Origin of the sequence: Paenibacillus sp. FSL H8-0168 (assembly GCF_038592955.1) — a bacterium.
GTDB classification, from domain to species: domain Bacteria; phylum Bacillota; class Bacilli; order Paenibacillales; family Paenibacillaceae; genus Paenibacillus; species Paenibacillus polymyxa_B.
The window spans coordinates 1,803,790-1,816,692 of sequence record NZ_CP151948.1; the positions used below are offsets into that span (position 1 = coordinate 1,803,790).

Annotated in this window: 11 protein-coding genes and 3 pseudogenes; 11 read left to right on the forward strand and 3 right to left on the reverse strand. The window is 34.7% G+C overall.

The window, feature by feature from the left end; translation table 11 throughout:
• Positions 1-590: 590 nt before the first annotated feature.
• From MHI21_RS08325 to MHI21_RS08335, 3 genes and pseudogenes are all read left to right on the forward strand, one after another.
• Positions 591-1,138: pseudogene (locus MHI21_RS08325) on the forward strand (RNA 2'-phosphotransferase).
• Between the two features lie 193 nt (positions 1,139-1,331).
• Positions 1,332-1,451 (forward strand): annotated as a pseudogene (locus tag MHI21_RS08330) (DUF1805 domain-containing protein); the annotation flags it as partial.
• Positions 1,452-2,159: 708 nt separating this feature from the next.
• On the forward strand, positions 2,160-2,474 hold the full coding sequence (locus MHI21_RS08335) for a hypothetical protein (protein ID WP_080561176.1): 315 nt from the start codon (positions 2,160-2,162) through the stop codon (positions 2,472-2,474).
• A 438-nt stretch (positions 2,475-2,912) separates the two neighbouring features.
• Here MHI21_RS08335 and MHI21_RS08340 read toward each other — a convergent pair.
• Positions 2,913-3,720 (reverse strand): annotated as a pseudogene (locus tag MHI21_RS08340) (methyltransferase domain-containing protein).
• Positions 3,721-3,945: 225 nt separating this feature from the next.
• Here MHI21_RS08340 and MHI21_RS08345 point away from each other — a divergent pair.
• The 6 genes from MHI21_RS08345 (at position 3,946) to MHI21_RS08370 (ending at position 8,978) form a co-directional block, all read left to right on the forward strand.
• Positions 3,946-4,593 carry a hypothetical protein gene (locus MHI21_RS08345; protein ID WP_342419806.1) on the forward strand — a complete coding sequence of 216 codons (648 nt, stop codon included), beginning with the start codon at positions 3,946-3,948 and terminating at the stop codon, positions 4,591-4,593.
• A 582-nt stretch (positions 4,594-5,175) separates the two neighbouring features.
• The gene (locus tag MHI21_RS08350; RefSeq protein ID WP_342419807.1) at positions 5,176-5,859 is read left to right on the forward strand and encodes a zinc ribbon domain-containing protein; all 684 of its coding nucleotides are present in this window, start codon (positions 5,176-5,178) and stop codon (positions 5,857-5,859) included.
• 245 nt (positions 5,860-6,104) lie between these two features.
• Positions 6,105-6,719 carry a copper amine oxidase N-terminal domain-containing protein gene (locus tag MHI21_RS08355; RefSeq protein WP_254349184.1) on the forward strand — a complete coding sequence of 205 codons (615 nt, stop codon included), beginning with the start codon at positions 6,105-6,107 and terminating at the stop codon, positions 6,717-6,719.
• Between the two features lie 185 nt (positions 6,720-6,904).
• Positions 6,905-7,423 carry a hypothetical protein gene (locus MHI21_RS08360; RefSeq protein ID WP_342419808.1) on the forward strand — a complete coding sequence of 173 codons (519 nt, stop codon included), beginning with the start codon at positions 6,905-6,907 and terminating at the stop codon, positions 7,421-7,423.
• Positions 7,424-7,445: 22 nt separating this feature from the next.
• Positions 7,446-7,922: a hypothetical protein gene (locus MHI21_RS08365; RefSeq protein WP_342419809.1), complete on the forward strand. Its 477-nt coding sequence runs from the start codon at positions 7,446-7,448 to the stop codon at positions 7,920-7,922.
• A gap of 78 nt (positions 7,923-8,000) precedes the next feature.
• Entirely contained in the window at positions 8,001-8,978 is a 978-nt protein-coding gene (locus tag MHI21_RS08370; RefSeq protein ID WP_342419810.1) for a PIN domain-containing protein, read from the forward strand.
• A gap of 656 nt (positions 8,979-9,634) precedes the next feature.
• On the opposite strand, the gene MHI21_RS08375 is transcribed toward MHI21_RS08370, so the two are convergent.
• Positions 9,635-10,114, reverse strand: coding sequence for a hypothetical protein (locus MHI21_RS08375; RefSeq protein WP_342419811.1), 480 nt, complete (start codon positions 10,112-10,114; stop codon positions 9,635-9,637).
• 281 nt (positions 10,115-10,395) lie between these two features.
• On the opposite strand from MHI21_RS08375, the gene MHI21_RS08380 reads away from it, so the two are divergent.
• A complete protein-coding gene (locus MHI21_RS08380; protein ID WP_342419812.1) occupies positions 10,396-10,998 on the forward strand; it encodes a recombinase family protein in 603 nt (200 codons plus the stop codon).
• A gap of 291 nt (positions 10,999-11,289) precedes the next feature.
• Complete coding sequence (locus tag MHI21_RS08385; protein WP_342419813.1) at positions 11,290-12,192, forward strand: hypothetical protein; 903 nt, start codon at positions 11,290-11,292, stop codon at positions 12,190-12,192.
• 98 nt (positions 12,193-12,290) lie between these two features.
• On the opposite strand, the gene MHI21_RS08390 is transcribed toward MHI21_RS08385, so the two are convergent.
• Positions 12,291-12,668: a hypothetical protein gene (locus tag MHI21_RS08390; RefSeq protein ID WP_342419814.1), complete on the reverse strand. Its 378-nt coding sequence runs from the start codon at positions 12,666-12,668 to the stop codon at positions 12,291-12,293.
• Between the last annotated feature and the right edge of the window lie 235 nt (positions 12,669-12,903).

Genomic DNA, 12,903 nt, shown 5'->3' on the forward strand with positions numbered 1-12,903 from the left:
CCGCTGCAGAGTATAAGTGGCAAGTCCTTCGAGGCGTGGCAGCGCGACTGGCTGGATCGGTACGGCGGATGACAAGAACCTCATCTTGTATCAAATAAACTTTATCAAAACAGCCAGTCTTATCGCATGAAATAATTTTGCACCACTTGTTACGCTAACAGAGAACGTTAGTTCAATAAACCAGCGGCAGTCTAGGACTTTATTTTCAGGTCCTTGACTGCCGCTAGTTTTATATTTGGGTCAGTCTAAAACTTATTATTCCAAGTCTGACGATTTAGCAATTCAGAATCAGCTTAGGACCAACAAATCCAGTCTAAATCTTTATTTTCATCGGACAACTATTAGAGAGGAGGGATTTAAGAATCAGAAATTTTTTATCATGGATTTGATAAGAGGTATTTTCGGTTATTTTCATTGTGGGCTGGGACTTGCAAAAATATTGGAGGCTTATAACAGATACAGTCTAAGAGGTTTTTTTAATTGGAGCTACATCTTTCCTTATCGAGGTTTGGGGCTTTACTTCACAAGGCGCTATGAATCATCGGATAGGTTATTATAGATAGACAAATATTTTATTAAAGGAGTATACAATATTAACACCAAAACAAGAAGAGAGCCTCAGTAAGTTTATGAGTAAGATTCTGAGATATACACCAGAACAGTTTGGTTTGAGCTAGACCATGAGGGTTATTGTTACATTCAAGACCTGATTCAAGGGATAAGATCAGAGAATAGATGGGCCGATGTTAGTGAGTTGGGTATCAAGCAAGTAGTAAACTATTGTTCAAAGCAAAGATATGAGATTGTTAATGGGTACATAAGAGCTAATTATGGTCACAGTACAGACAGGTTAGATTATAAGGTGGCTACTCCACCAACCATTCTCTATCATGGTACAAACACAAAGGTAATCCATAATATTTTCAATGAAGGAATTAAGCCAATGGGTAGAAAGTATGTACATCTGTCGGAATCCCTTGAGTTTGCAATTTTAGCAGGCAAAAGACGTGGGGAACTAGTGATCCTCGAAGTAGACACAGAAAAGGCATTAGCCAATCAAGTAAAGTTTTATAAAGCCAATCATGGTGTTTGGCTTGCCGACCTTATATCCCCACAGTACTTAAAGAAGCTTGAATAAAGTGTAAACCTAGAACATTAACGATGATAAAGGGACTAGATGGAATGATTCGTCTAGTCTTTTTGATATAGCATGTTTTGCTATACATAAATAATCCTCCTATATTTTGAACGTATCCACGAGCGTCCACACTTACCCGCAAATGCCGCATAAAATATTCCGGGTAAACAAAGAGGAGGTGCATGTAATAACCATGATACACATGGAACCCGTACAAGTGGGTGAGCATACATTTATCGGAGTCGAGGTCAAACTGCCTAAAACAACGCTACTGACTATCTCCAACTCCCGTGGTTACATCATGTGTGGTGCGTCTAAGATGCGGCTATTTTAGGGGATACAAAATTTTCTTTATTTAAGCCTTGAAGTCAAGCAGGACAAGCTTTCATAGCTTTTTTCAATTTACTGATCTGTACTGATACATTCTATTAAAATCTTATAAATGACTGAATTTTGTGACCGCATTTGTGACCTTTTGAAGGGGAGCAAGCATGTGACTGTGCATTTTACTCCTGTGAGGTCTGCTAAAATGGTTGTTTGAGTTGAGCCATAAAAAAATCTATTAAAAAGAAGATATTTGTATATGGACAAAATGATCGTACGATATAGCATCCTTTGGAACAGTGGTTTTGGAAAATTTATTCTAAAGAAAAAAACTGCAACTATGAATTATGAATTGATCTCAAAAGATTATAAATATCAGCAGGATAGCATAGTAAACAAGATAAGCTCAAAGAAAGCGTTAAGCCAACACAGATTAAAGTTACGGGGATTTTGAGACTTCCCTGTTTATAATGTGAATAACAGCCTTAAAACGAATGTGAGAGCTTACAAAGGACAATATATGTTTAATTCATTACAAGTTCATGTGAAGTATCAATTTTACACACGATATAATTTAAATTTAATATGTTGTTCATATTATATTCACTATCGTTACATTTATTTCAAACTATTGTTTACTTATGGTAATTTTTTCTCTATGATAGATCTGTATCCCAAATAAGAGAGGATGATTGAGATGAAAAAGAAACTTTTAGTTGGCTTGTTGACTGTTGTTGCGTGTTTCACTCTTGGATCAACATCTTTTGCTGCAAGCACTGAAACAGCAAACCCCAACAATGTATCAACGGCAAGTGTTGTAACTCCTTCTGCGACAAAATATATCACTTGGCAAATTGTTTTACCAAAATCTCAGTTCCCTACCCTTGGAGATATTCCAACAACTACTAGTTATAACGTAGATCCATATCGTGGAACATTAACGCTGAGTTCAGTCGATGGACAAACTGGTTACACTTGGACAGTCACTTATGCTGGATGGGTTACTTATTAATATTTAAAAATGTATAAGACCTCCTTGAGTATTTTTATATATTTGAGGAGGTTTTAACCTCGCATATTTGTTGAAGTTGCATTTTATTAAAATCTTTATTTTGTCTTGATTCTTTCTTCTTCAAATAAAAGTGAATTATCTTTATTATCTCTAGTACTCCATATAAAACACCAATTTTACCATCCAGTTGCCCCATATTGACGGTGACTGGATTGATGTCGTGCGATTTGAGCAGTTTGGAAATCATACGACATCGCACGGTTCAAAGCCAACTCAACAAAACTATACCTCGGTAAACAAATCACCCATAAGAAAATGAAGTATACAAATACCTCAAGCACTTTTCAACAAATTACATACGGACAAGGAAAGAACCGCAGACTAACCATTATTGGAAATAGCCCTACGGTTCTTATATCTCAGTCATTGAATAAAGGGTTATGGTTTTCTTGCTTTGATGACAAATGTTACAGGAAGCATCTTTGCCTTTTTTGCAAAATCGCTGTTCCGTGATTGTATAATTTCGTCATCAGACTCTTCAATCATTTGCTCAATTACAAACCCCGCTTTTGATAACGCATTCACATAAGTTGATAGTTTACGATCCGATAATGTTAGCTCATTTTCATCAAGAGATACCGAATACCAAGATTCATCGAAATAACTCTTTTTAAAAGCAAGCATATTATTTTCTGCAACAACACATTTGTGTATAGGGTGAGACCAACTGAAAATAAATACGCCATCTTTTTTTAGGTAAGAAGCGATCCTGCAAAAAGTACCATCGAGGTCAGTGGTCCACCCTATGGCGTAGACCGAATATACAAAGTCAAAATAATCCTCAGGTATTCCGCATTTTTCCTCCATGGGAGAACAAACTAAATTTGCTGAAAGACCAGACGCTGTCAAAAGTTGCCTTGTCTTTTCGATTTGGTTTTCTGATATATCCATACCCCACAGTTCAGATGCTTTTCGTTCCCCCATATATTGCAAAGATTGACCACTTCCACAGCCTATCTCCAGCATTTTTTTTCCCCGAGACATCGCCAAAGAGTTGGCATTTTTCTTCTGAGACAAATGCTCCATATAAAGGTAGTGAGATTGCCAGCAAAACATCATTTCCTTTTGTATCCCAAAATAAGCTGTTTGTCTTATGAATAACATTCTTATCCATGTCGATCGAGGTGGCGACACCAATTTCTCCAGCACCAATAACGTTTGTTCTATAAACAGAATTTTTGTTCATGCAGACATCCTTTCAACCTATCTTTTTGATCCTAATAAAAAGGTAAGTATGGAGAACGTACGTTCCTTTTTTGTGATAGTACCATACATTTCCATATATTTCAATGCGTTAGTGTAATCTCCGTTCGGCTTTGTTCATTCTAGTAATCATGAGATAAATAAAAATTCCAAATTCTTTGGCACTTTCATCACCATTTTACCAATATCTCAAGGAGGAAGATACCTAATGACGAAAAAAGCAAACAAGCAATCCATCATCGACATTATACGAATGAAGCCAGTTTGGGATTCAAAAGAAGTTGCTGGAAAAGATTTGGACTATTACCACGTAACCGATGCTCTAAATCGAAAATGGCAGACTATTGGCCTTTACGTGTCAGACGCTATCCAAGTGTTTGAGTATGGTAATGACGACACATGGACTCGCATTATTGAGCCAGCACCGTACAATCCTGACCTGTCCACCCATGGTCTAATCAACATGCTCAATATTTCCCCTGAAGCTTGGCGTATTCGCAATGACATGCACATCATATTGAACACAGTTGAACGCCGCAATGAGTATGTAAATCGTATCGTCAACGTTAATCGTGAAAGTAGATTTCTTTTACTACACCAAATGAAAGATGAATATTTACAGCACGATCAACTTACAGATGAACACTTTATGTATTTGTACGCTGTGAACCCTGTGGAAGCCTTGTCCATATATTTCTTGCAGCCTATTGATATTATCGCTTATTGGGAATGGGAAGCTGCTGGAGGCACATGTGAGCAGGCTATACAAAACAAACGTGAGGAACCTTTATTACCGTTTATTCAGGCTATCGAACGTGCTGAGGATGAAGCGAGAGGGATTGTTTCAGGCTTCTAATGTGTCACATGACACAACTATATACCGAATGGAGAAATACATATATGACAATCGCACTGAACAACCAAGAGGTAGTTAATTTGACCGCTACGGAAATTCCGTATCACACTGACCTGACAATTGAAAAAGCTCTGTTACTTTCTCGATATCTCACCTAAAGCAACTATCATCATCGACTCAATGAAGTTTATGCTCAATACGGTCGAGCAACTCAACGAATTTCTTGAACGTAAAACATCTAATATGAGTGAACTGTCCCTTCTCACTTAATGAGGAAAGAACGTATTGATTCGCAAGGAGACACCGATAAAGCAACATTTACTTATGACTATTATCGAGACAAGCAAGCAGCGTTGGAGAAATTGTTCCAAGAGCCTATGCAGCCTTTCAAACTCAAACGTTTCAAAACGGATGATCCTGAACTTATTTATGACACATATGTATCATGGGGTAAATATTCAACATCGCTAGAGGTTGCTTTGTTTATTTAGTCCCACTTCTCATCTCTCTCATAATACTATAGACCCATTACCCAAGACATGGTAAACTATTGGTATTATTTGAGAGGTGGGACTGTTTTAAATGAACTCGTGTATTAATTGCAATAATCCACTAGAAGATGAAAGTTTATTTTGCAACAAATGCGGAGCTAAACAAAAAGATGATCGGCAGTTTAACGATAATCATGTTGATTCAGTCGATAATTCAGTTATTAAAAATAAACGGAAATTATCTAAAAAAATTCTATTTATCACTGCGGCTATCTGTGTATTGTTTATTGTGTCAGTTGTTATCTATTTAAATACTCCTGAACAAAAGGCTAGAGCAACAGTGGACAATTACTTAAATGCCATACAACATGGTGAGTCTGTAAGTAAATTTAAAAATGAATATTTTACTGATTATGTAAATGTGTTGGATTTCAAATATATTAACACTAGAGAACATTTAAGTTATGACGGTAAGCAAACTCTCACCCTTGATGAAGATTGGTACAACAAATATGAGAAACAAAAATTTTCTAGCTTTATGGGTTTTTTGATAGTTAAGGAAGCTGAATATAGAGAAAATACAGATTACACTATTCTAGAGAGTAATAGTGAAAAATTAGTTGTCAGAGACAATAAAGTTGGACATTCATTTTCCTTCTTATACGATATGCAAGTAACAAACACCTCAGGTACTCCTATCTATAAAAGGGTTGTATTTGATGTCGACAACTTCTCTGGTAAATATAAAATCTCTGATATCATAGAAAAGTACTAGTACGATACACTATAATTACTCTTGCGATCTTATATTAACTGATGCGGGTAGTTGCTTTTCCGTTTGTTTATACTATTTATAGAAAATGAAATCGATTTCGAAAATATTAAGATGGATGAATAAGTAAAAGCGCCTGTAATGGGCGTTTTTTTGGATTTATTTAAATATGAAACAAAATTCTTCCTTATTATTGGTACATTGTGCTAATATACTAGGTATATAATACCAAAAGGGGTTGTGGAAGAGTGAAAAATAAAGTATTAGCTAGTTCATTCGCCTTAGTATTGATTCTTTCCAGCGCTACAGCATATGCTCATCCGGGTAGAACTGATTCGAATGGTGGGCATTATTGTCGTACTAACTGTGCTAAGTGGGGGCTTCAAGACGGGGAATATCATTATCATAATGGCGGAGGATCTTCTTCAAGTAGTTCCTCATCTTCGAGTTCGAGTAAATCGACTCCTAAAAAGAGCACTGCAAAGCCTAAAGCAGCGAAGCCAGCTTATAAAGAATCTGGATTAAGAGTTTACGTGAACGGAAATAAATTAAGCTTTAGTAGCGAGCCATTGATTTATCAGAATACAAACTTGGTTCCTCTTCGTGAGATTGCTGAAGGCTTGGGTGCTACCCTGAACTATGATAATACTAGTGGTACAATTGGCGTAACTAAAGGAAATAGCAAAATGACACTTACCATTGGAAGCAAAATAGTGTTTTACAATGGATCATCTGAAACGGTGAGCGCAGCACCTAAAGTAATAAAGGGAGTTACATATGTTCCTGCTCAGGTATTTGCTAGGGGATTAGGTGCAGGAATTGAATTAGACAGCATTAATAACTCTCTGAAAATAACATATTAGAGCCATGTAAATGAGCTAGAGAATCTATTTTAATTCCTCTATATACACCAAAAAAAGTATCACAGGTTTAGAAAGTTACATAAAATCTGTGATACTTTTTTTGCTCGTGTGTTTATAACTGTGTTGTAAGTAAAACCATGATTTTATTAGAATGCATAAGAAAGAAATCTAGTGGAGGATTAAGCGTGGAAATTATAACTAAATATTTGCCTTTAGTCGGAACTGGATCTGTAGTCGCATTAGCCATATTAATTTTCAAAGCTATTGCGTTAATTAACTCAACTCCTCTTGAAAAGCTATTGTACAAGAGTAATAAGAAATATATGGTAACACCACTGTCAATTGCTCTAACGGCTGCTTCTACTGCTGCATTAATTGTCATCATGGGTTTTTTTACAGGTGATATCAAAACTATAAAAGACTTCAAGGGAATAATATTAGGAGCTTCAATTCTTAGCTTTTTATTATGCTTAATTATTTATGTGACTTTATATTTTGTAGCAAAGAGGATAGGAAGAGTATACTATTTTACAGATAATATAAACGGCACAGATATTGAGCTTTACTTATTAAAAACTACTGATGAGGGTTATATTTTATTGTCTGATAAACCAGACATTTATTCTAGGGATGGATTTAAGATATTAAAGAAACAAGAAGACATACTCAATAAGAAGATTTATTCAAAGACAATCAATTCATAGTATTGGAGATGTTGATCTAAAAATGAATCTAAACCAGTATTATACTATGACCTACACACTAAACAGTGGAATCAAAGGAAGCGTAAACCTATCCAGCAAACAAATACAGGATTGGATAGAATCTTATCGTGTAGGCAGTAAATATGTAACCACAGTTGGTAAAGAGTACTTCGGATTGAATCCTGAGCTTGTAGCAGACTTTAAAGTACATAATGAGTTCAGTGAGCAAAGGGAATATGTAGCAGCAATACAGCAACCAGCGGTTGCGAGTAAGGCTAAAGACCAATTAGCAGACGCATACAATCAGCATAAGGTTTTGATTCAGGTAGAGTGTAAATGTGGAGCTTCATATGTAGAGGAATCAGCGTACAAGAGGAACAAATGGGGCTGTAAAGAGTGTGGTGATATTGTTTTCCTGGATAGTAAAAAGGGTATGGTGGAAACAGTAAAGGGTAAGGCTTGGTATATGACTAATAGGTATTTTGTTGAGAGAGGCTGAGGATTTAACACTGCATTAGACTCAGTGGTGTCAGGGAGGATTATATACAAACCTAAATCATTAAGAGGGGACTATTTAATGAAATTATGCATAGATACTAATTATTTTTTGGATTTTTATCGTCAAGGAAAGGAAAGCTTGAAGATTTTAAATGATATAGAAGGGATTTTAGAGAATATTGTTTTTCCAGAACAAGTTTATAAAGAGTTTCAACGTAACGTAACTAAGGTTCAACAAGATGAAATTAAAAAATTTAAGTCAAGCATTACTTCGTATTCCCCATCACGACAAATTCGGGAGCTTAAAGAGTACAAAGAATATGAGAGAATCAAAAAGGATTTTGAGGCTAAAACGAAAGAAATTATCAATGTTCTTAAAGAAATTTCGGAAGATCGAAGTAAGGATGAAATATACAATTATATCCAAGAAATTTATAACAACAAAGAAGTTGTTCAACTGAAAAATAACTTGACTTTAATTGAAAAAGGGCGAAATAGACAACTACTTGGGAATCCACCGGGAACAAGTGATGTGACTATAGGAGATGAGGTGATTTGGGAAGCGTTATTAGAAAACGTTAAAGATGATTTAATTATTATTACAAATGATAGGTCATTTAAAGATAACAAAATTTATTTGCAGGACGAATTTAAGGAAGAAACAGGGCATCAATTGTTTATCTTAGAAAAGTTATCAGATGCGATTAAGAAATTAGGTGAAATTCCTTCTGATGCACTTATAAAATATGAAAGTGAAACATTATTAGACCCTTATATGGATGAAATAAGTAAACTGCCTGAATTTAAAGACTTCTCTAATGCTGTTTATGCTGCTGGATCAGGAATAGCCATGTATATCGAAGGAATTGAACGAATAAAAGGTGTGGAATTTATAAGATTGTATGTTGGAGAGAGTAACGAAGAGTATAATGTACGTTGGAATACCTTCTTTCATAGTAAACAAGGTAACAAAATACTAGTTTATGATGTCATAGATAATAAAGCTATTTCACTCTCAGAATGGAGAGAAAAATATAAAAATAAACCGTTCATATAATCAATATCGTGGAGAGTTTATCACGCAGGGACACACTGTCCCATCGACTGGTGAGAAGAAAACTGTGGAAGAGATGACTGTTAAAGAAATAAGATTTGAGTTTCTTCTATTATATATAATTGTAATCTTCTGTCTTTGGGACATCTTGTCCTAGAGATGGCATACATATATGAATTGAGCAAGCATATTAGAGTGAAATATGAAAAAACATGAAAATATGTCATCCACTCCGCGATTCTTGTTACGATTGACGATTCGTTTTTGCTGTCTTGAAAAGTATAGAGAAATAAAAGGTTTTTTACAAAATTAAGATTTTCACAATTTTATTTGTAAAAACTTAAATATCCCTTGATGCATCAAGCTTTTTTACACATTATTCCTCGATACCTACGATTGAAACCACGATGTAAAGCAATTCTTCATAAATCCCTTTGTTTATCTACATTTTAGCTATTTTTACGATACGGTAACGATGTAAATATATTATGGTACAATTTTGAACCATAACGGCTCAAAAAGCTATATGGAATAAGTGTTTTATGCACATATGGTCTAATTTACGATTGAGCTTCGATACATGTTACGAAATGGAATTCAGAACGTCAGAATGTAGAAAAAAAGAGGCTGTCTCACAAAGGAGACGAACCTCTTGTACCTTAGTATTGTCTAGCACTTATGTTAAGGTCATAGAGAGAGCCATCATTGTTGTATATATATACTTCATAGTTACCTGATAAGCCAGTACCAACTAATTGTTCGAAATTTCTAGTTTTTTGTCCACCAGCAGGAATAGTTGTTTCTCCGAAGTCCTGACCATTGACTTTTACACTAAGATAAACTGTTGACGAACCATTATTTTTAACGTAAATATTCAATTTTTTACCGTTCTGAGGAGAAAGTGTGAAGGAATCTCTGAAAGCTCCTTTTCCTGTATGATGAACAGCAGGTATGGTTACAACATCCATAGGTGTAATTACACGGGTATCCTTAACTTCGTTTTCAACGACTTTACCTTGATCTTGAGTTGCAGATACTGATTGCTCCGCATTTGCTATGTAACCGTTATCTGCAAAAGATGCAGCTGACAAAGATAACATTAATGCGGCAGACAATGATACTGTTAAGATTTTCTTCATAAGATTAATTCCTCCTAAAATATTTTTTGCAAATACTAAGTCAAATACAAAACATTTAGTATTTGAAATGATTATAGAATAAAATCTATATTTTGTAAATATTTTTTCCTATAAAATCCTTTTTTATAAAGGGGTCAACACTATGTCATAAAGTATGCTTTTAGACATATTAAAAAGATACCTGTTTAAGTGTGTCAAAAAGTGGTATAATGAATTTAGTCGCATGACATGAATTGTATATACTTTTTGACACAACATTGGAATAAGGGAGGGTACATGTATTGAAACTAGCTTATGGTAGAGTATCTGCTAAGGATCAAAATCCAGAGCGACAACTAGTAAAGTTTCGAGAATTGAAAATTGATGAAAGATATATTTTTGTGGACAAGTTAAGTGGGAAGAATTTTAACCGACCTCGCTATCAGGCAATGCGGTTAATGATTCGTGAGGGTGATTTAATTTACATAGATGCACTGGACAGACTAGGTCGAGATTATGATGGTATTATAGATGAATGGAAATACATTACGCGGGAAGTTGGAGCAGACATTATATGTCTGGATAATGAAACTTTATTTGATAGTCGCAAATTCAAAACAATGGGTGATTTAGGAAAACTTTTAGAGGATCAATTCTTAAGTATGCTTGCATACGTAGCTGCACAGGAAAGGTTAAAAAATAAGCAAAGACAGAGTGAAGGGATAGAGGTAGCCAAAGCAGCAGGGGTGAAATTTGGCCGTCCTAAGCAGGAGATCACAGCTGAATTTGCTCGTGTATATGACAAATGGAAATCTGGAGCAATCAAGGCAGTGGAGGCAATGAAAGAACTAGGTATGAAAAACAGAACGTTTTATCGTAGAGTTAAAGAATATGAGCAACAGTAACAACAATTAGGATAAGATATTGTTCATGTGTATGAAGCCTAGTTGATTATGTCTAGGTTTCTTTGTCATGTTCATTCTGCTCAATATTCGGAGGTCAAATATTACATAATGGGGGGTGTTTTACATCCAGAACACACCTGGAATTTACAAACAATTGCCTAGCACATCCACTTCCACACTGAAGTTATTTTTTTGACTCTATATGATTGTGTAATACAATTTTGTAACTAGGTTTTTTTCGTTTTATATGTAATATTTATACTATTACAATTATAAAATGGAGGTAGTCTAATGATAGCACCTTTTAACTTTGAGCTCATATTGGATTTTCATGCTGATTGGATTAAGTTTATAAAACTCCAGTTAGAACAATTACCAACTCTTCAGAAGGAAGATTACATAGATATTCCTGAAAAAAAACTGGCTTATTATTATTTCAACTGGCTTAATCGTGCAATTCGTCCGAAGCCAAGAAAGGTACACATTTCAAAAGAGCTAAATTGCCCAGCTTCTCTAAGGGGAGGTATGGATTTAATTATTGGAAAGATTGAAAAAGGGGAAGAACTTATTCCTCATCTTAGTAGAAAAATAAAGGATATTAATTATAGTGATCAGTTACTTAATGATTGGGGAGTACACCATCTTCATCTTGGTACTTTAATTGAAAAAGATGGTTTTGTTCAAAGAAATCCTAGAGTTTCTCAATTATATAATTTTCTTCTTTACGCACGTTTTGATGAAGAAAATGCTTATCTAATCGATGTGATGGATCACAAATCTTTTAGTAATCAGAAGTTAGTACAGATAATGCATTATAATTGGCCTGAAACCATAAAACATTTTAAAGTTGATGAAGCTTTTACACTTGATGATCCCATTTCAGACGAATTTGTTAAAGAGCTTCGAAATATGGGGGGAACATACTTTTTTGAAGCCGAAAAAGGTTCAGTGTATGGACCAATTGGTGGGGGGTATTCAGTAGGTGGAACAAGTGTAAGAGCACTTACAGATGGTGATTATTACCATAACAAAGTAATGCATCTTGAGAAGCATGTTAAGGAGAATATGGGGTTTTTTCTCGGAGCAATTAGAGAAAAGATTGGGAGAGATCCAAAACAGATTCATTTCAAGCTCTTTATTGAGAACGACAATTTTTATATATATGAAGCATACTCAGAAATTTTATTTAAATAGATTAAAGTATAGCGAAAAAGAGATTTAACAAATTGGAGAGTCGATAAATATTTAGTTTATAAAAAGAGCAACCGTTGAGGTTGCTCACAGATATTAAGCTAATTGATTTTCATTACACGTTTGAAATTCAGTATATTTAGCAAGTTTCGGTTTCTGTAGCGAAGACTTCTAGATGGCTCGTAAGCAAAAGCGAGAATTGAATTCTTTATTTTTTCCTTGATTTTAGGATGTGTAAAAAGTTCTTCTAATCGCCTTTGTAAATTGTCAGAGGTTCCTACATAATCCACATCAATCTTTTTATCTTGATCCATTGAGAAGAAAACGAGGTTTCCTGGAAACTCGCCAATTTTGGAAGTATCGAAACTTAAAGATATTGATTTGATAGTTAAAGCGACATAATCGATTGTTTCGTAATCAGTCTTTGTTAAAGGTAACTTCTCGATGGCAAAATTATAACGATAATATTTTTGTGTCATTAGTTCCACCTCAGTATTTTTATAAATATTATAGTTCATAAATTTAGATTGGACGACGTTCAAATTTAAGACCAATCGTTATTTTAATGGATTATGAAACAAAGGAAACTGCAATGAAAAATATTTCGATTTATGTAATTGAAAAGGTGTGTATTCAATTTTACAGAAGGTTGTTGGTCTGCTTCACACATCAATTCTAAGCCGACTATACCGATAGATTACAATAAAATATAAA